The organism is Legionella stuttgartensis (genome assembly GCF_977063405.2).
The window spans coordinates 504,575-524,677 of sequence record NZ_CDRUHA020000022.1; the positions used below are offsets into that span (position 1 = coordinate 504,575).

A 20,103-nucleotide genomic window follows, 5' to 3' on the forward strand; every position below is an offset into this window, starting at 1 on the left:
TAGGGACCAAAACTATTTTTTTATTCAAATATGGGATTGATGTGGATCAAAAGCATCCCGGACCGCATCTGCGAATAAGTTAATTGCTAAAACTAACAAAAACATAAAGAGAAACGCAGCCAGCATGGGCCACCAAATCACTGGATTTCGTGCAAGTTCAAAGCGTGCACTATTGATCATATTTCCCCAACTAATTGTCATGGGAGAAACGCCTACCCCCACGTAAGAAAGTAATGCCTCGGCCATAACGAGAAAACTAAAGTCCAAAACCAAGGTGATTATCACAATATGCATCACATTAGGCAGTAAATGTTTGCGAATAATGGTAAACCAATTGGATCCTAAAGCACGTGCCGCTTGAACATAATCCACTTCACGCAATTTCAAAGTCTCTGCTCGCAAAAGACGACATAAGCTAGTCCAACTCGTTACTCCTAGAATGAAACAAAGTGCTAACAAACGTGCATCTGCACTCTGAGCCAAGGTAGTAAACTGCTCGGGGTGATTAGCTATATACACTTGCAAAGATAAAACTGAGGCAGTAATTAATAAAACACCGGGTATCGAACTTAAAGTAGTATAAGCATACTGAATCAGATCATCTGCCAAACCACCAAAATACCCAGCAACCACCCCTAAAAATAAAGCCAAAGGCAGCATAAATAAAGTGGTTAAAAGACCAATGACCAAACCAGTACGAATACTTTTAATAGTAAAGTAAAAAATATCTTGGCCAATTTGCCCGGTACCCAATACATGAAATACTCTTGAAAGCTCATAACCAAGCACAACAAAAAATGTAAGGCCACCTATGGTAATTATGGTACTTAAGCTGGTAGCACTTAAAGCAAACAAAGGTTTTGATCGACGACTATAACGGGTCAAAATGAGAGTTAGTCCTATAAAAAATGCTGTTAATATACTGATTTTCAATGCACTTCTAATTGAACTTTCTATGACCTCATTTTTTTCTGTTTCGGTTTTTACCCTTTGTCCAGGATAAATTAATGTTGGATGCGTTTGTTTAACAACACCATTTATTAAGGTAGTTTCACTGATGAACTGCGTTAAAGCTAAAGGGGCCGAATATGTTTTTTCGGAAATCTGATCTATAGGAGCCAGAATCCTATCCAACACTGTAGTTGCCGTTTCTGAGTCTTTATGTACCGAGGTAACATGAATCGAATCCAAAACACCAATAGTCATAAAAAATAATAAGATGATGCCTGCACTTACAGCAATGGGCCTATGCAAAATTATGGAAAAAGAACGTCTTATATGCTGCTTGCGCAAGCTTAACAAAATAACCAATATACTTAAGGCCAATAAGGTGAGAAAACATTTATCAGTCCATAGAAACTCAAAAGTCATTTTTTCTTCTCAACTAATCTCATCAATATACATTTAAGATAACCTTACGCGGGGATCAACCACCATATAAGAGATGTCAGTTAATACCAAGCCAACAATATAAAGAATTGACCCCAAGAACACCATAGCACGTACTATAGCAAAATCTTGTTGTTGAATCGCATCAATCGTATAACTGCCTAAACCTGGTACGCCAAAGAAGGACTCCAAGATCAAACTGCCCATAAATAATGAAGGAATAAGTACTACGATCCCGGTTAGTATGGGAAGCATTGCATTTTTTAATACATGTTTGAACATTACTTTTTGCTCAGATAACCCCTTAGCTCTGGCCGTTTTAACATAGTCTTTATGCATTTCCTCTAAAAACAAAGTACGATACCAACGACCACCAGCCCCCAAGCCACTAAGTACTGCGACCGTAACTGGCAAAATAACAAACTTCAACGCTTCAAAACCCCCGTCATAGCCTGAAATGGGTACGAGACGTAATAATTTACCAAAAAGATATTGGCCACCAATAATATAAAACAAGCTGGATATGGACATTAAAATAATACACAGCACCACGCCAGTTAAATCAAGATACGTCCCCCTAAAAAAGGCCATAGCCATTGCTACAATAATATTAGCAACAATATCCAATAATAAAACAGGAACGGCGATTGAAAGACTCGGCCACATTCTATAAGTAATATCCTCACTAATATCACGTCCAGAATCAGAGACCCCAAAATCAAAAGTAAACAGTTTCATGGATTTTTGAAAGAACAATGTTGCTTGTATTTTTTGTATTCCTGTTTTTTGTTCGTTGTAGAATAAGGGTAAATTGTAACCATGTGCTGCTTTCCAATCCTCGATCACTTGCTGCTCCACATGCTTCTGCCCCAAATGCATCCGCGCAATATCATCAGGTGTATTCACCATGAAAAATAAAATGAACGTAATGAGATTAATTCCAAAAAGAATAGGGATCGAGTAAGTCACTCGCCGAAATAAATATTTGATCATGATAGAGATTTCCGTTCTGCTGGTTTTCTTTCTTTCTTGTAATAGGCAATAACCAAAGGAAGAACTAGGATTAGAATAAGCCCAAATAAGATACCCAACGGCCAAAAAATAGGCTGGTTCCAGATTAGTCTCAATTTATTGCGTTCAGGTACATTGATGGCAATATATTTTAATGTTGCAAAAGACATCGTATTGGGTTTAACGCGTGCAACCCAATTCTGGGATAAAACAAACTCTTCAGGATGTATCCCCCAAATCCAAGGCGCATCACTTCGAACAATTTGGAGCATCTCGTCAATGATCTGCTGTCTTTGTTCATCATTTTTTCTGTTTTTCATTAAATTAAAGAGACGATCAAATTCAGGATTTTGATAGTTTGCAGCATTTTCACCACTAAACTTCACCTTGCCATTGGCACCATACAATTGAAACAGAAAGTTTTCAGGATCCGGGTAATCTGCTACCCACCCCCAACTAAAGATTTGTGTATCTCCGGTGCGCATTTTTTCCTGAAAACGATTATATAGGGTTGCACGTACATTCAAATCAATACCTATCTGGGCAAATTGTTTACGCATCCAATCAAATAATGACTTGTCCTGAGGGGCTCCCGTTGTGGTCACATCATAATGTAAAATTAAATGACTTCCAGTAGCGGGATCAACTCCATCTGGATACCCTGCCTCTATCATCAGTTTTTTGGCATCGCTTATAGGACGTCGTTCTATGTCACCATCGTTCCATTGATAAACATAGGGATTAATACCATCTTTACCCTTTTTATAACCAAAAATTCCGGGTGGAATAGGCCCTTGAGCAGGAATACCTCGACCATTATGAAAAATGGCTATATTTTCATCATAGTTTACCGCGATGGAAATAGCTCTCCTTAACTTGCGCGCACGTTCACTGGAACCACCTACTACTTTATCAAGCATATTGAAGCCCATATAGTAGGTAGTGGCTTGTAATTCTTCGGTGAGATACATGTGTTTTTTTCGCATCTCGGGTGTTAGCTCTGCTTTTCCATGTCGGTTTGTATGAATGGCTTGGTCAAAACTATCCGCACCTACTACAGAGTTATCATAGTAACCTTGTAAAAATTTATTCCATCGCGGAATGGACTCTTTTTCTAATGTAAAAACTGCTTTTTCAATAAATGGTAAACGTTTGCCTGCATTATCTAAATATCCCAATTTTCTATCTTCATCCGAACCAATACTGGGATAATACTCTTCACGGAAATTTGGATTCTTTTGTAAGACCATACTCCGATTGGGATTGTTTTTAACTAACATAAACGGTCCTGTTCCTACAGGGAACCAACTCAAAGTGATGTTATTGTCCAACATTCCTGGTTGAGAATAAAAAAAGTCAGCTTCCCATGGAACGGGTGAAAAGAAACTCATAGCCAACCAAAATAGAAATTGAGTGTATTCCCCCTTTAAGATGATCTCAAATGAGTAGTCGTCTATTTTTTTAAGACCTTTTAAAGGGTAATTACGCAGATCAATGTATTTATTATTTTTAGGGAGCGTCTGCCCATATTCCGCAAAACCCACAATATAGTCATTCATCAAACCAAAAATCGGGGAGCTTAATTGAGGATTTGCCAAACGTTTTATTTGATAAATATAATCATCAACAATCAATTCTCGTGTGCCAGTATTCTTAAAATCAGATAATTGATTAATCCCTTCATCATCTAAATATTCCGGTGTTATATGATGATAACGGTATGCACCTGTATCATCCTTAGCAAACGCCGGATGAGGCTGGTAATAAATTCCTTTTTTAATGTGGATGGTATAAACACTAAAAGCAGGAGTTTGCTGACTGTTTTCAGGTAGTGGGTTACCTTGCTCATCCAAGTACCGTAACTCGGGCATTTGAGTAGCTATTAATGGAGTTAATTGGTATGGCCTTTGTAAATAATCATACTGCAACAACGGTTCATATATTTGGGCAATAAAAATAGACTCATTGGTTGAATAAGAAAGCGCTGGATCCAGAGTTTTAGGCTGTTCAGAAAATGATGAATAATAAATATTTTCTTTTGATTGCTCCTGAGGATATGGATTATTTAAAACCCATGGCAAAGCATAAGCGAAGCTAGCGCTATTTAAAAGCAGAGCAATCAGAACTATGCGCTGTATACGATTCAAAAAAATATCCTTATTTAAAGCCTCTAACTCGCTAACATTTCCAAAAATTGTCCTTCATCCAAAACAGCAACCCCCAAATCATTTGCTTTATCCAATTTGGATCCTGCTTCACTTCCAGCAATCACATAATCCGTTTTCGCTGAGACACTGCCACTTACCTTAGCCCCTAGAGTTAACAATTTTGTTTTCGCTTCTTCACGTCCCATAGTACTCAAAGTCCCGGTTAAGACTACTGTTTTTCCAAATAAAAGATGTTCTTTATTGACTTTCTTTTTTTCAATCTTTGGCCAATGAACTCCAAGTGCTAATAAATGCTCAATAACTTTACGGTTATGATCTTGGGCGAAGAAATGGACCACATTAAAAGCACCTACAGGCCCCATATCCTGCAAACTCATCAACTCTTCTTCTGTTGCTTTAGAAATCGCATCAATATCTCCAAAGTGCTCTGCCAACATCCGTGCACTCGACTCGCCAATTTCACGAATTCCAAGAGCATAAAGGAATCGACTAAGCGTTGTATTTTTACTTTGTTCCAAAGCATCTAATAAATTTGTTGCTGACTTCTCTCCCATACGTGGAAGATTTGCCAAAATAGAAGCATCAAGCGTGTACAGATCAGGTAAATGACGGACAATCCCCTCATCGACCAACTGCTCAATAAGCACAGCCCCCAATCCCTCTATATACATGGCCTTACGAGAAGCAAAATGCCACATCATTCTTTTTAATTGAGCCTTACAAAATAGCCCGCCAACGCAACGAGCAACCGCTTCCCCCTCCTCGCGAACCACTTCAGAACCACAAACAGGACATGTTGTAGGTAACTGAATTTCCTTGGTATGTGCAGGGCGTCGTTCTAGAACAACAGAAACGACTTCTGGAATAACATCTCCAGCACGACGAATAATGACAATATCACCGATACGAATATCTTTTCTAATAATTTCATCCATATTATGTAATGTCGCATTACTTACAGTAACCCCTGCAACATTGACGGGTGCCAAACGCGCCACTGGGGTTAAAGCGCCAGTTCTCCCTACTTGAAAATCAACAGCTAAAAGTTCGGTCATCTCTTCTGTCGCAGGAAATTTATGGGCGCAAGCAAATCGAGGTGCCCTTGAAATAAAACCAAGTTGTTGTTGTAAAGGTATGCTATCAACCTTATAAACAACCCCATCAATCTCGAAGGGAAGTTGAGCACGCTTGGCTAATATACCATGGTAATAATCCAAACAACCCTTAATACCAATCTCTCTTTTTGTATCCAAAGAAACCCTAAAACCAAACTCTTTGAGTAGTTGCAATTGCTCCCAATGCGTGTTTGGTAAACTGTACCCTTCGCAAGCCCCAATTCCATAGCAGTAAATAGCTAAAGGCCTACTTGCTGTCACGGCAGGATTCAATTGTCGTAAACTCCCGGCAGCAGCATTACGAGGATTAGCAAAAACTTTTTCTCCTGCTTCTTTAGCTTTTTCATTGTACTCTTCAAATCCTGCTTTCGGCATGTACACTTCACCACGGATTTCGATAAAACGAGGTGGTTTTGATACCCTTAAAATCAAAGGAACCGCAGCGATTGTTTTAATATTAGCAGTAATGTTTTCGCCTGTAGTTCCATCCCCGCGTGTTGCGGCAGAAACTAATGTTCCATTTTCGTAGGTAAGGTTGACAGCAAGGCCATCTAATTTAGGTTCACACGTAAAAACCAATTGCTGGAGTGGCTCATCCAGTTTGTCGGTAACTCGTTTAATAAAGGCTTGCAACTCTTCTTCAGTAAATACATTCGATAAGGACAACATAGGTTGTCGATGAGTAACAGGCATGAATGCATCGGCAGGAGTACCCCCAACGCGTTGAGTGGGTGAGTCGGCCGTCAATAATTCAGGATACTTGGCTTCTAAATCATGTAATGCACGAAAACATCTATCGTATTCGGCATCAGGAACCAATGGTTCATCGAGTACATAGTAGTGATAATCATACTTCCTAATTTTATTCTGCAACTCAGAAATTTGTTCCTTTATCTCATCAATACTCATTCATTTCCATCCATAATTCTAATCTTCTAACAGTCTGTACCTCACTCAGCTATGCATTAATTTATAACCTTATAGAGGGGTAAGCAATCATCTTAAAACATTAGTTTATCATTAAAAAATATGCTATAGATACATATCGACTCAACAGAAACCGAGGCGTGATAAAAATGGATTTTAAACGTATTTTAGCCGCAGTATTTTTACTTGTATCCGCTACATTAACTTATGCTCTTCCCCAATCTCACGAATATGGCAATTTGGGTATTGCTTTTGTCCATGGAACAAATGACCACCGAGAAGATGCCGAGGGTGATTATTGGAAAACCGATTTTATTCAAGATATTGCTCAAGCACTTCCTAATCCTGGAAACTACTATGTAGTTCATTGTGATTACAGCAAATACATGTGGGATGAAGCTGTTGCAGGGTGTACTGCAAATCAGTTATTAGATTTTATAAATCATAAAAAAATTGACTCTCTAATTCTCTACACCCATTCCAATGGCGGAAATGTAATGCGTTGGATTCTTTCTAACCCAACCTACGACAAACGCTACATGCTATTAAAAAGAAAAATCAAACAAATTGTCGCTTTAGCTCCTTCAAGTGGAGGTACACCGCTTGCCGATATGCTCTTGAATGGAGGTATTTTTGAAGCAAGCTTGAGTTGGTTATTGGGATATACAGGAGATGCAGTGAGACAACAACGGGTAGGTGACATGCATATCTACAACGAAGAACTCTTATTTGGTACTAAAAATCGCCCATCCTTACCCTTACCTTTTGATTCAGTGATAGGAACTAATGTTATCTCCTCCCCTTTCTCTTCAGCCAGTTACTGTAATGGTTATTTACTCAATAGCGGTTTAAAACTTGCTAAAATTTATTTGGATTCATGTGCGGATGGTTTTTTAAATTGTAGTTCCCAAATTGCGGCAGGATCAGTTTGGTTTTACGATAAACAACAAACGGAAGATCAGACGACACTTAGTCATAACCAAAGTCGTCATTCATGTTTTGGACTGGATAAAATACTGATTTCAGTATTACATTCTAAAGGAGCTGTAAAATGAGAACTACTCTCACCTTCTTGTCTTTATTTTGTTGCGCACAAGTCAACGCATTCACCTTGCCACAAACTCCGGTGAAATCTTATGAATGTGATGTTTGCGATACTTTATCACATGAGCACTTGCAGGATAACTGGAGCATGGGAGTCACTTCTTTAACTAAAGCAGAAAGCAACATTCAAAAAAGTTATAGTTATGAACAACGAGTAACTGCTGCCCAATTGCAAAAAGGGGTTATTTTACCGATTCAAGCACCAGAAGCAGTACTACGCATTATTCCTTTGCAAAAAGATAAATCCATGCCTGAATTGGAGCTAAAAAGTGCCTCTGGTACATTCATGAGTTTAAAAGATGCCTCTTCTCTATATAGTCAGGATGAAGCCATAGATGAATCACTTAAAATCGGGTCACATCAGGCCATGATGCAAATCAAACCCGAGTTAGGAATTGGTAAGTATGTAATCAAAAGTAAATCAACAAACGCTGCAAATGAAGCAGATACTTATCTTATTCATGTTTTTGAAAAATATTCTTTAATTTATTTACAAATTGAACCATCTGCATTGCAATATCAATATGGAGCTCAATTTAACGCGCTCATTACTTTAAAAGATAATATAACGTCCTATCCTGCAGATGATATCAATGCGACATTAATAGGTCCTAACAACCAAACAATTCCTCTTAAAATAAAAGAGGTAAAGCGCAACCAATTCCAAGCCAGTGCCCTTTTAACGTCAGATGAAAATGTTCATGGAGTGAATTGGTATATCGATGTAGATGTATTATGCGAACTTCATGACAATGGCCCGATTCATCGCACAGGACGCGCTGCATTTTCCTATGCAATCCCTTCTGCCAGTCTTGTTAGCATCCAAAAGATTTCCTCAAATCCTTTAACTTTAGCTGCTAAGGTAGAAGTGGCTACAGCAAGTCGATACGCATTACAAAGCGTTTTATACAAGAAAAACTCAAAGGGAACGAATATTCCGATTGAAACAACGCAGAGTGCCCAGTGGCTCGAACCAGGAAAACAAATAATTAAATTTAGCTTTGACAATTTTGCACATTTAGCAGAGGATCAGCTCTCTGTTGGTTATTTGCACCTGACTGATTACGGGCAACTAAAACCAGTTTATCAATACGATCAGCCGATTAAACTCAGCCAACTTTTGGACTAATTAATGCAATTTTTATCTTCAATAACCTTACTTGAGGGCGTGGCATGTGCTTTAGCCCTGCAATTTTTACTCTTAATTTGGCTTTTGATAAGCCAAAGCCAACAAAAAAAACTGAGTAGACAGTTTAATGAAAAAACTATTGAGGCCTTTACCATGCAACTACACCAAGTGCACTTGGATGTAAGTGCGAAAATTGCCCAAGGACAATTATTAACGCAACAACTTATCCATGATACAGTCCAAAAGCAAATGACCGACGTTCGGGAACAAATAAGCCATAGTTTCAAGCAACATGCCAGCTCCCTCACCTCGCATTTGCAGTTGCTTACTGAAGAAATTCGCAATCATCTCCATAGTTTAACGCAACAAGTCAATCATAAACTAACGGAAGGCTTTGAAAAAACCTCTTCTACTTTTATCGATGTAGTAAAACGATTAACCATCATTGATGAGGCGCAGAAGAAAATCACTGAATTATCGAGTCATGTGGTCAGCTTGCAAGATGTATTAGTTGATAAAAAGGCGCGGGGAGCTTTTGGTGAGGTACAACTGGCAACGCTAATTAGTAATATGATTCCTCCCAATCATTTTGCAATGCAATATACCTTAAGCAATCAAAAACGTGCCGATTGCATTTTATTTTTGCCAGAGCCCACCGGTAATGTGGTGATTGATGCTAAATTTCCTTTGGAAACCTATCAGCGATTGATTAGTACAGATGCAGGTTCAGTCGAGAAGAAATCGTTACAACAGCAATTTCGTCAGGATATTCAAAAACATATTAAAGACATCGCAGAAAAATACATCATTCCCAATGAAACTACTGATGGGGCGATGATGTTCATTCCTGCAGAATCCATTTTTGCAGAAATTCATGCCAATTATCCAGATTTAATTTCACTTTCTCAAAGATTAAAAGTATGGCTTGTCTCCCCAAGCACATTGATGGCGGTACTTACTACTGCTAAAGCGGTACTTAAAGATGATGCGACTCGCAAACAAGTTCACATTATTCAAAAACACTTACAGGCTTTAGCTGATGATTTCCAACGCTTTGAAAAAAGAATGGATAAGCTCTCCAAGCATATTAATTTGGCGCATCAAGACGTTAGTGAAGTAAATACTTCTGCTAAAAAAATTACATCGCGTTTCCAAAAAATTGAGTCCGTCGATATCGAATTAGATGAGCTGGAACTCATGGAAACCGATACAACAGCAAATGAAACATAAAGTGTGTACCCTATTCGTCATCCCGAACGTAGTGCTTCCAATTCACCTTAAGTTTCCATTGAAGCCAGGAAACCCTACCTGCTACGACTTGTTCACAGCATCCAGGAAAAAGCAAACTTAGTGCCTCACTCCCTGGATCCCGAGGACAAGTCACGGGACATGGGGAGTGTTATAAGTCCAGGAAAACTTAAGGTGAATTGGAAGACACAGTGAGGAGACCTCCAGAAGATGAGTTATGATGACCATCAGGAGATCCTTCGTCGACAATTCCTCAGGATGACGTGGTCGTGAATGCTTCGTATCCCCTATATCTTTAATTTAAATATAGAGAAAATATATGTCGTCTCCATTTACTGAAAAAAATTATTTTAATCAAACATTCACCCAATTAATTATTGAAAAAACACGAATTGAACAGCTTAATTTCGAAAACTGCCAGTTCAAGCAATGCAAATTTATTGACGTTATTTTCAGTAATATAAAATTCACTGAGTGTGATTTTGAATCCTGCGATCTGGCGTTGGCAAAATTTCCAAATTGTAAGTTTTCAGAAGTTTCATTTAAAAATTCAAAAATCATAGGAGTAAACTGGACCGAATTGAGCTGGCCCTTAGTCAAACTTACAAGCCCTCTCTATTTTTATAGTTGCAACTTAAGCCATTCTAGTTTTTATGGATTAGAACTTTCTAATTTGATTGTCGAAGAATGTAAAGCGCATGATATTGATTTCAGAGAAGCAAATTTAAGTCATGCAAGCTTTGTGGAATCGGACCTATTGAATAGCCTATTTCTCCATACAAATTTATATTCTGCCGATTTTACAAATGCTATCAATTACACCATTGATCCAAATGAAAATATAATCAAACTGGCACGCTTTTCCTTCCCGGAGGTCATCGCATTATTAAATCATTTCGATATTAAAATTAATGATTGGCCTGGAAACGACTAATTTGTAGTGGGCTCTGAACTGTAGCAATTCGAACTATAATTCATTATATGGGTTGCCTTTAGAGCTCTAAATGACTAAGAAATATTTTTCAAGTAGAGGTGGAACACTCGCAACACGACTCGATCAGGCTTGGGCTGATTATAATAATCAATTTTTATCAAAAAATGCTCGACTTAAAGCTCTAGATTTTATGATTTATGTTTTTGATATCAAAAATTTTTCCACTGACAAAAATGGACTTAACCAGCTTCTAAAAAATTTAATGGATGAAAGGGAAAGTAAAAAACAAAACAATCCAAATTATATCCCCATGCTATCCAAAGGAATATATCACTTTGAAAGTGATAGAGTCTTAAAGGCTACGCCTATTTCTAAAGTTTCTGCACAAGCAGATATTCAAAAAGCCTTTGATGCGGGAGAACTCCTCGATGTTAACCAAGGCTCTAAAAAAATTGATAGCTCCTGGGGTACTACCTATTTAACACCAGAGCAAAGAGCAGAGTATCGGATTGAAATCCATAATGGCTTACTTCATAAAAAAGGCCGGGTTTTTGATTCCTCCGAATTAATTGCCCACAACAAACCTGGATTTGTCGCATTTACTTTAAATGCGAATGGTGAGCTTTCTGCTTTTGAGCATTTAGGTGTACAAGAGGATAAACAACGTAGAAAACTTGCACATTCATCAATGAATGCAGGTGCTCCTGTATTAGCCGCAGGAGAGATGGAAATACAAAATGGTAAATTAATTAGTATTAATACTTATAGTGGACATTATAAGCCTTCATTGTATTCTGTGGCACGTTTTTTAGAATATTTAAGCGATCGTGGCGTAGATATTTCAGAAACAAAAGTATATTTACGAAGGAAACCAGGCAAAGCATCTGGACTTTTATCTAGAACAGTTCTTTTAGAGGGAGATGATCATCCATGGCATGAAGTTCCCGCAATCGATATTGTGCATCAAGTTAAAGCACTTATGATAAGTAATTTAAATTCTCTTGATGAATATCTTAACAGTACCAAAACAAAATTGTTTAGAGATGTATTCAAAAATGAGTTAACTCAAGCCAAGTCTGCGATTGCGCAAGCGTTCCATGATGAACTTGTTTACGCACTGGATAAAATGAACGGCTCCTCATCGATAACAGACATTAAAGCATCTCTTGAGTGCCTCGATTCAATCATAACAAGATACTCAAAAGAGCTTGAGCAAAAAATTGAGGAATTAAATGGAACTACAGGACGTCTAGACAGTAAATTTGCGGACATGAAAGCTCAAATTCAAGCAACTCGCGAAAGGATTGCGGACAGTAGTGATGAGAAAGAAAAGGAGCGAATTGAACGTTTTAAAAATACCTCTTAAATAAAAAGATTAAATTGACGAGTTCAGAACGTATACTTGCTGAATACCCTAGCTCCTCGAATTGTTTTTAATATTAGAATTGATTATTTAATCAGAAATAATCTGCCATTTTAAGATGAACCAAGACAATACATAAGGTATAATCGAAAACTTTTAAATCCGATTGCCTAAGCTATGTCCATCAAAACCTTACTCTATAAACCAACACAGGCCAAACAAATATGGGGACAACTCCATGGAAGTAGCTTAGCACTTGCACTGGCTGAGTATTGTCAACAAACTCCTGGAATTAAGTTATTGATTGCCCAAGACAATCTCAGTGCAAATCAGTTACAGGCAGAATTAAACTTCTTCCTCAACACCACTACACCTCAAGAGTTATTGTTTTTTCCTGATTGGGAAACACTTCCTTACGATCAGTTTTCTCCACATCAGGACATTATTTCTGAACGCTTATATACCTTAAGTCGTATTCAACAAGTAACCGATGCAATTGTCATCACATCGGCAAGCACATTAATGCATAGGCTTTGCCCACCGGAATTTTTAAATCAATATGCTCTGATGCTTAAAGAAGGCCAAAAACTGGATTTGGGTGCTTTTCGTAACCAATTACAACAATCCGGTTATCATTGCGTTAATAAAGTACTTGAACATGGAGAGTTTGCCCTACGCGGTTCAATTATTGATGTTTATCCCATGGGTTCGGGTTTACCATTTCGCATTGAACTTTTTGATGATGAAATTGAAAGTTTAAGGGAATTTGATACTGAAACCCAGCGCACTATAGAAAAAATTAAAGAAATCAATGTGTTACCTGCCCGAGAATTTCCTTTAAATGAACAAAGTCAATTGCTCTTTCGACGAGCTTTTAGAGAGTTATTTCCAGGAAATCCCAGCCAGTGCCCTATTTATGAAGCAATCAGTGAAGGTCAGTTTCCTTCGGGGATCGAATACTATTTACCCTTATTTTTTGAAAAAACCGTTACTTTTTTTGATTATCTACCGGAACATGCGAAAGTTTGTTTAATCGAAAACATTCAAAATAATGCAGAACAATTCTGGCAAGAATTGAATGAGCGCTTTGAACAAAGACGATATGATATCAGTAGGCCTATTTTATCGCCTCAAGCGTGTTTCATTAATCCAATTGAATTATTAACCAAAGCCAATACCTATGAACAACTTCGTTTGTTCCAAAATCCATCAGATAAGAAAGGGGCTGTGGTTAATTTTGATATCGTACCCGGTCCTCAATTACCTATAGACAGGAAAACCCAAGAACCTTTAAGTCAACTTCGCGAATATTGTGCTGATTCGACGCGTCGCTATTTAATTGTGGTCGAAAGTGCTGGACGACGTGAGGTCTTACTTGATTTGCTAAAACCAAGTGGCATTTCCGCTAAAGTACAATCTTCATGGCAGGATTTTATTAATGATACGGCCCCAGTCAACATCAGCACAGGGGATCTTATTTATGGATGTGAATTAAAACAAAGCCAGATCGTAATCATTGTTGAGTCTCAATTATTTGGAGAGCAAAGCACACCACAAAGACGTGGTACGCAAAAAACAATTGATCCCGATTTAATTATCCGTGATATGGACGAACTCCGTGTTGGCGCTCCGGTAGTCCATTTGCAGTTCGGGGTCGGACGGTACCAAGGCCTACAACATATCGAATCCAACGGGTTTGCCAGTGAGTTTTTAGTTCTTACCTATGCGGGTGAAGATAAAATTTATGTCCCGGTAACCTCCCTCCACCTTATAAGCCGTTACACGGGGATGGATAGTGAACATGCCCCTTTGCATAAACTAGGGTCGGATCAATGGCAAAAGGAGAAGAAAAAGGCCGTTGAAAAAATTCATGATGTCGCGATCGAATTACTGGACCTCTACGCCAAAAGAGAAGCGCAACCAGGATACCAATATCAAATAGATCATAGTGAATATGTTAAATTTGCCAGTGCGTTCCCTTTTACCGAGACTCCCGATCAATTACAGGCAATTGAGCAAATCATAAGAGACATGGAATCTCCAAGGCCCATGGATCGTTTGATTTGTGGGGATGTAGGTTTTGGCAAAACCGAAGTTGCAATGCGAGCTGCTTTTGTTGCAGTACAAAGTAATAAACAAGTTTGCATTCTTGCGCCTACTACTCTCTTGGCGGGACAACATTTTGAATCCTTTCGAGACCGATTTGCTGATTTTCCCATCAATATCGAATTACTTTCACGCTTCCGTTCAAATAAAGAAACAGAGACAGTTCTTGCTTCTTTGAAATCCGGCACAGTGGATATCGTCATAGGCACCCATAAATTATTTCAAAGTAATATTGCTTTTAAAAATTTAGGCCTTCTCATTATTGATGAAGAGCATCGTTTTGGTGTCAAACAAAAAGAGCACATTAAAGCGCTGCGAACTCATGTTGATATTTTATCCATGACTGCTACCCCAATTCCAAGAACACTGAATATGGCTATGGCTGGAATCCGAGATATTTCTCTGATGACAACACCCCCTGCCAAACGTCTGGCAATTAAAACCTTTTGGCAGGAGAAAAAAGACCCAACCATCCGTGAAGCCATTTTAAGAGAAATTCTTAGAGGTGGTCAGGTATTCTTCTTGCATAATAATGTAGAAACAATTGAGCGAGTATGCCAGGATTTACAAACCCTAGTCCCAGAAGCAAAAATCCGCAGTGCTCATGGACAAATGCGTGAACGCGAGTTAGAACGGGTAATGTCTGAATTTTATCACCATCGTTTTAATGTATTAGTCTGCACCACCATCATTGAAACGGGTATTGATATTCCTACCGCCAATACAATTATTATAGATCGAGCTGATAAATTTGGTTTAGCCCAATTACATCAGTTACGTGGACGCGTTGGCCGCTCTCATCATCAGGCTTATGCCTACTTGCTTACCCCCCATGAAAAAGTCTTAACTGCCGATGCAGTCAAACGTTTAGAAGCGATTGTCTCATTGGAGGATCTGGGTGCAGGATTCACATTGGCAACTCATGATATGGAAATTCGCGGAGCAGGTGAGCTTTTAGGAGAGGAACAAAGCGGAAACATGCAGGCCATTGGATTTAATTTATTTATGGAGCTGCTTGATAAAGCAGTCCATGATTTAAAAGAAGGAAAAACGCCAGAGTTATCTGCACCAATGCACCAAGGGCCTGAGATAGATTTACGAATTAGCGCCATTATCCCTGAGGAATACATTCCCGATATTCATAACCGACTCATTATGTATAAACGAATTGCAAATGCAAAAAGTAAAGAACAATTGCATGATTTACAAATTGAGTTGATTGACCGATTTGGTTTATTACCACCACAAGTTAAACATTTATTATTGATTACCGAATTAAAATTAAAAGCGGAACAAATGGGTATTCAAAAAATCAGTGCTGGAGCCCAGCAAGGGAAGCTGGACTTTAATGAAAAACCTTCTATTGATCCAGGCACTTTGATTCATTTAATTCAAGTCCATGCCAAAAGATATCAAATGGAAGGACCGCAGCGCTTACGTTTTAACCTAGATAGCACTTCTTCAGAAGAGCGAATTTTTGAAATCACCTCCTTGCTTAATAAATTAACTGGAGAGAACAAAGTCTAGAGAGGACTTCCGAGCAAGGCATGGATGATCTTTTGAGACCCTGTTGAATAACCGCAAGCAATCGCTTTTCCGGTTTTTAGAAGAGGATGAAGTAAACCCTTAGATCTTTTTCATTGACAACCCTAACTTAATTAATTAACAATCTTAGTCGCCAATCTAAAAATAAGTCATTGTTTTTTAATTAATATATAGAAGGAACTATTATGATTAAGAATTTTTCTTTAAGCTCATTATTATTACTTTCTAGTTTCATTCCTGGAATTGCAATGGCAGATCCTACTGCATATGACATAAATGTCTATTGTCCTGCTACTCAAGGACCAAACGCTGTAACCCATTTTGGAAACTATATTGGTGGCTACGGTGTAGAATACGTATTATCTCAAACACTACAAGTATACTTTCGTTCTACCGGCTCTGTTCAAGATGTTCCCGCTAATTTAATTAACTATTTTAATGATTCAGTGACTTATAATAGTGCATCTGGAAACATTATTTGTAGTTATCAAAGCAATAATCCCGCAGATCCCAGATTTACCACAGCATACACTGTCACGAATGGTATGGGAGGCACAGTACAATCACAAACCAATAACTCCATCAGTGTTCGAATTCCTGCTGGTTTGAGAGGTTAAGTTTTTAGTCAGATAAATCCTGGGTGAAGGGATAGCCGAACCCAGGTATCATTGTGCTCAAAAAACCCGGGTTCCGCTTCGCTTCACCCAGGTATTCTACTGACGACCTATTTAACTTGTTCCACCGACTGTCAATGCATCGATTTTCAAAGTAGGTTGCCCCACTCCAACTGGAACGGATTGTCCTTCTTTACCACAAACACCTATTCCTCGATCCAAGCCCAAATCATTTCCAATCATACTGATTTTCTTCATCACATCCGGACCATTGCCGATGAGTGTGGCTCCTTTGACTGGCGCAGTAATTTTGCCATTCTCAATAAGATAAGCTTCGCTAGCAGAAAATACAAATTGACCTGAGGTAATATCAACTTGTCCACCACCAAAATTAACCGCGTATAAACCACGTTGTACAGAGCGAATAATTTCTTCGGGATCATGTTGTCCTGCCAACATATAGGTATTCGTCATCCTGGGCATAGGTACATGCGCATAAGATTCACGACGGCAATTACCTGTAGAGTTCATACCCATCAATTTGGCATTTAACTTATCTTGCATGTAATTCACCAAAACACCATTATCAATCAATGTAGTGCATTGTGATGGCGTGCCCTCATCATCAATAGTTAGAGAGCCCCTTCTGTCCTTCAAAGTCCCATCATCAACCACAGTAACACCTGGAGCAGCTACTTGTTGGCCAATACGTCCCGAAAAGGCAGATAATCCTTTGCGATTAAAATCTCCTTCCAAACCATGTCCTACTGCTTCATGCAATAAAACTCCCGGCCATCCTGGGCCCAAAACCACAGGCATTGTTCCTGCTGGTGCAGGTTTTGCTTCCAGATTAATCAAGGCCTCGCGTACTGCCTCTCGAGCGTAACTTAAGGCATTTTCTTTTTCGTAAAAATAGGAATAAGGTACTCGTCCACCGCCACCAGAGCGCGCTGATTCCCTTCTTCCATTTTTGTCTTCTACAATAACGCTTACATTAATGCTCACTAGTGGTCTAACATCAGCAATCATTTGTCCATTCATTCCAGCGACCATCACAACTTCATAGCAGCCACTTAATGAAGCATTTACCTGAATTACACGGGGATCAATACTACGGGCTTCTTTATCAATCGCCTCCAATAAAGCAATTTTCTCTTGTTTACTCATACCTTCAATTGGATTTAAGCCTTGGTAGCGACTTACAGCTGCCCCTTTTACATGAATCGATTGAATTGGTTTGGAACCAGTCAGTGCAATAGAACGAGCGGCATCGGCAGCTCGCAACATTGAAGGTAATAAAATATCATCACAATAAGCAAATCCTGTTTTATCACCACTAACGGCGCGAATTCCTACCCCTCGATCTAAGGAGTAGCTCCCGCTTTTCACCACCGAATCTTCCAAATACCAGGATTCATAACTGCAACTTTGAAAATAGAGATCAGCGTCGTCAATATGATGATGCATCATTGTTTTAAATAATTTTTCTATACCCGTTTCATCCAGTGCTGCAGGAGCTAGTAAAATCTTTTTTGCTGTAGTAAGAGCTTCTGTCATTTAATTACCTTTAATAAATAAAATAGTGTCTATTGGTTTTTGCGAACAAAAATAGTATTTCTCTTATAAGTTTAATACATGATGGTCTATACAGGGGAATTTTCGGCGTATTTCCCTTTGGTTTTGTAAATTAATATCTGCTGTCACCACTCCAGCACCCGTTTCTTTTTGAGTGAGTATTTTTCCCCAAGGATCAACAATCATGCTATGACCAAAAGTGGTTCGTCCATTTTCATGTCGCCCCCCTTGATTTGCTGCCAAAACATAACATAAATTTTCAATGGCTCTGGCTCGCAATAATACCTCCCAGTGCGCAAGGCCAGTTATAGCCGTAAAGGCAGAAGGAACCGTAAACACCTGCGCCCCTTGCAACATCAGCTGTTGATAAAGCTCTGGAAAACGTAGATCATAACAAACCGTTAGTCCTATTTTTCCCACTGGAGTTTCCACAAGAGCCAGCTCATGTCCGCGTTCAATGGACATTGACTCCTGATATGTTTCATTTGATGAGACGTTTACATCAAACAAATGAATCTTATCATAACGCGCTACACACTTCCCTTGATCATCATATACCAGGCAACTGGCACGTACTTTAGATCCTGAACTTTTAAGAGGAATAGTCCCCGCGATTACCCATAAGCCTAATTTTTTTGACAATTGACTGATTTTTTGTTGTATAGGACCAGCGCCATACCCTTCGCCAATCTGCAATTTATCTGTTTCATGAATCCCCATGAACGCAAAATTCTCAGGCAGGAGTACAAGTTCGGCTTGCTCTTCACGAGCTTGGGTCATTAATTGTTCTACTTGTTGTAAGTTATCAGCAACTCCTGCTGAGGAAACCATTTGTACTAATGCTGCTCGTGCCATAATAAATCCTAAAATTTATGACATCAAAAATGTCGAGATTTTTCGCGTAATCTTGGTTTGTGGAGCGCCAGCTGAGCTGGGGCTTTTGATATGAATCGATTAACTCAGGTTCTTCTGACTGAGCCCAAGTTACAATAATTCATACTGCACTAACCAGCCCTACTTGTTCTATCAAAATTTATTTATAATACTACTATAGTACTGTAGAACCTCAAAACAAAAATAATTCGTTTTAAACTTGAAATATGGGAAACTGTCCCATAGATATGCTAGACTAAATATAAACATAGAGGAGCTCTAAACAATGAACCGAAATAATGTCACTATTCTTACGCGAAGTAGTGAGTCTGCACTCTCAAGCAATAAGGTACTGCGTAATACCTATTTATTACTCGGTCTTACATTTTTATTCAGTGCATGTATGGCCCTTTTATCTCTTACGAGCGGCGCGCGCCCAATGAATCCTCTTCTGATGATAGTTGGCGTTTATGGTTTAATGTTTTTGACTCAAGCATTACGAAATAGCGTTTGGGGACTGGTCAGTGTTTTTGCCTTCACTGGATTCCTGGGTTATACCTTAGGTCCTGTGCTTAACTTTTATATCAGCCACTTTTCTAATGGCCCGCAAATAATTGCAACTGCCTTAGGTGGTACTGGAATCATTTTCTTTGCACTATCCGCTTATGCATTAACCACTAAAAAAGACTTTAGCTTCCTAGGCGGATTTCTTTTTGTTGGTGTAATGGTTGCTTTACTGGCAATGATTGCAGGAATTTTCATTCATATGCCGGCGCTACAATTAGCCATTTCAGCCATTTTTATACTTATTTCTTCAGGATTAATTCTGATGCAAACGAGTGCAATTATTCATGAGGGCGAAACGAATTATATTTCAGCTACAGTAGGTCTTTTTGTATCAATTTATAACTTGTTCGTAAGCTTGCTTAATATACTAAGTGCATTTTCAGGCCGCGACTAGTTATCGTTCTCCTCTACCTGAATCCCGGTTAGTTTTTGCCG

At 38.7% G+C, this 20,103-nt stretch carries 14 protein-coding genes; 8 read left to right on the plus strand and 6 right to left on the minus strand.

Features of this window, described 5'->3' with window-relative positions; translation table 11 throughout:
* Window positions 1-24: 24 nt before the first annotated feature.
* Genes ACWTEW_RS07840 through ligA form a run of 4 tightly spaced genes read right to left on the minus strand, consistent with a single transcriptional unit; the run spans window position 25 to window position 6,592 of the window.
* Window positions 25-1,371 carry an ABC transporter permease gene (locus ACWTEW_RS07840; protein ID WP_454781142.1) on the minus strand — a complete coding sequence of 449 codons (1,347 nt, stop codon included), beginning with the start codon at window positions 1,369-1,371 and terminating at the stop codon, window positions 25-27.
* 33 nt (window positions 1,372-1,404) lie between these two features.
* Window positions 1,405-2,382, minus strand: coding sequence for an ABC transporter permease (locus tag ACWTEW_RS07845; protein ID WP_454781143.1), 978 nt, complete (start codon window positions 2,380-2,382; stop codon window positions 1,405-1,407).
* Entirely contained in the window at window positions 2,379-4,547 is a 2,169-nt protein-coding gene (locus ACWTEW_RS07850) for an ABC transporter substrate-binding protein (RefSeq protein WP_454781144.1), read from the minus strand. The genes ACWTEW_RS07845 and ACWTEW_RS07850 overlap by 4 nt, the downstream gene beginning before the upstream one ends.
* A 23-nt stretch (window positions 4,548-4,570) precedes the next feature.
* Complete coding sequence (ligA, locus tag ACWTEW_RS07855; protein WP_454781145.1) at window positions 4,571-6,592, minus strand: NAD-dependent DNA ligase LigA; 2,022 nt, start codon at window positions 6,590-6,592, stop codon at window positions 4,571-4,573.
* Between the two features lie 167 nt (window positions 6,593-6,759).
* Between ligA and ACWTEW_RS07860 the strand changes: the two genes are divergently transcribed.
* The 7 genes from ACWTEW_RS07860 to ACWTEW_RS07890 all read left to right on the plus strand — a co-directional run bounded on the left by ACWTEW_RS07860 (window position 6,760) and on the right by ACWTEW_RS07890 (window position 16,656).
* On the plus strand, window positions 6,760-7,665 hold the full coding sequence (locus tag ACWTEW_RS07860) for a hypothetical protein (protein ID WP_454781146.1): 906 nt from the start codon (window positions 6,760-6,762) through the stop codon (window positions 7,663-7,665).
* Window positions 7,662-8,843 (plus strand): DUF4785 domain-containing protein, encoded by a 1,182-nt coding sequence (locus ACWTEW_RS07865; RefSeq protein ID WP_454781147.1) that lies wholly within the window; start codon window positions 7,662-7,664, stop codon window positions 8,841-8,843. The genes ACWTEW_RS07860 and ACWTEW_RS07865 overlap by 4 nt, the downstream gene beginning before the upstream one ends.
* 3 nt (window positions 8,844-8,846) lie before the next feature.
* Complete coding sequence (locus ACWTEW_RS07870; protein WP_454781148.1) at window positions 8,847-10,073, plus strand: DNA recombination protein RmuC; 1,227 nt, start codon at window positions 8,847-8,849, stop codon at window positions 10,071-10,073.
* A gap of 337 nt (window positions 10,074-10,410) precedes the next feature.
* Complete coding sequence (locus ACWTEW_RS07875; RefSeq protein WP_454781149.1) at window positions 10,411-11,025, plus strand: pentapeptide repeat-containing protein; 615 nt, start codon at window positions 10,411-10,413, stop codon at window positions 11,023-11,025.
* A 70-nt stretch (window positions 11,026-11,095) separates the two neighbouring features.
* The gene (locus ACWTEW_RS07880; protein ID WP_454781150.1) at window positions 11,096-12,391 is read left to right on the plus strand and encodes a hypothetical protein; all 1,296 of its coding nucleotides are present in this window, start codon (window positions 11,096-11,098) and stop codon (window positions 12,389-12,391) included.
* A 174-nt stretch (window positions 12,392-12,565) separates the two neighbouring features.
* Window positions 12,566-16,021 (plus strand): transcription-repair coupling factor, encoded by a 3,456-nt coding sequence (gene mfd, locus ACWTEW_RS07885; RefSeq protein ID WP_454781151.1) that lies wholly within the window; start codon window positions 12,566-12,568, stop codon window positions 16,019-16,021.
* A 203-nt stretch (window positions 16,022-16,224) separates the two neighbouring features.
* Window positions 16,225-16,656, plus strand: a complete 432-nt coding sequence (locus ACWTEW_RS07890; RefSeq protein WP_454781152.1) for a hypothetical protein — start codon at window positions 16,225-16,227, stop codon at window positions 16,654-16,656.
* A 111-nt stretch (window positions 16,657-16,767) separates the two neighbouring features.
* On the opposite strand, the gene tldD is transcribed toward ACWTEW_RS07890, so the two are convergent.
* Both tldD and ACWTEW_RS07900 read right to left on the minus strand, forming a co-directional pair.
* Entirely contained in the window at window positions 16,768-18,210 is a 1,443-nt protein-coding gene (gene tldD / locus ACWTEW_RS07895; RefSeq protein WP_454781153.1) for a metalloprotease TldD, read from the minus strand.
* 63 nt (window positions 18,211-18,273) lie between these two features.
* Window positions 18,274-19,083 carry a carbon-nitrogen hydrolase family protein gene (locus tag ACWTEW_RS07900; RefSeq protein WP_454781154.1) on the minus strand — a complete coding sequence of 270 codons (810 nt, stop codon included), beginning with the start codon at window positions 19,081-19,083 and terminating at the stop codon, window positions 18,274-18,276.
* Between the two features lie 304 nt (window positions 19,084-19,387).
* Here ACWTEW_RS07900 and ACWTEW_RS07905 point away from each other — a divergent pair, with 304 nt between their 5' ends.
* Window positions 19,388-20,062 (plus strand): Bax inhibitor-1/YccA family protein, encoded by a 675-nt coding sequence (locus ACWTEW_RS07905; RefSeq protein ID WP_454781155.1) that lies wholly within the window; start codon window positions 19,388-19,390, stop codon window positions 20,060-20,062.
* Window positions 20,063-20,103: the final 41 nt, after the last annotated feature.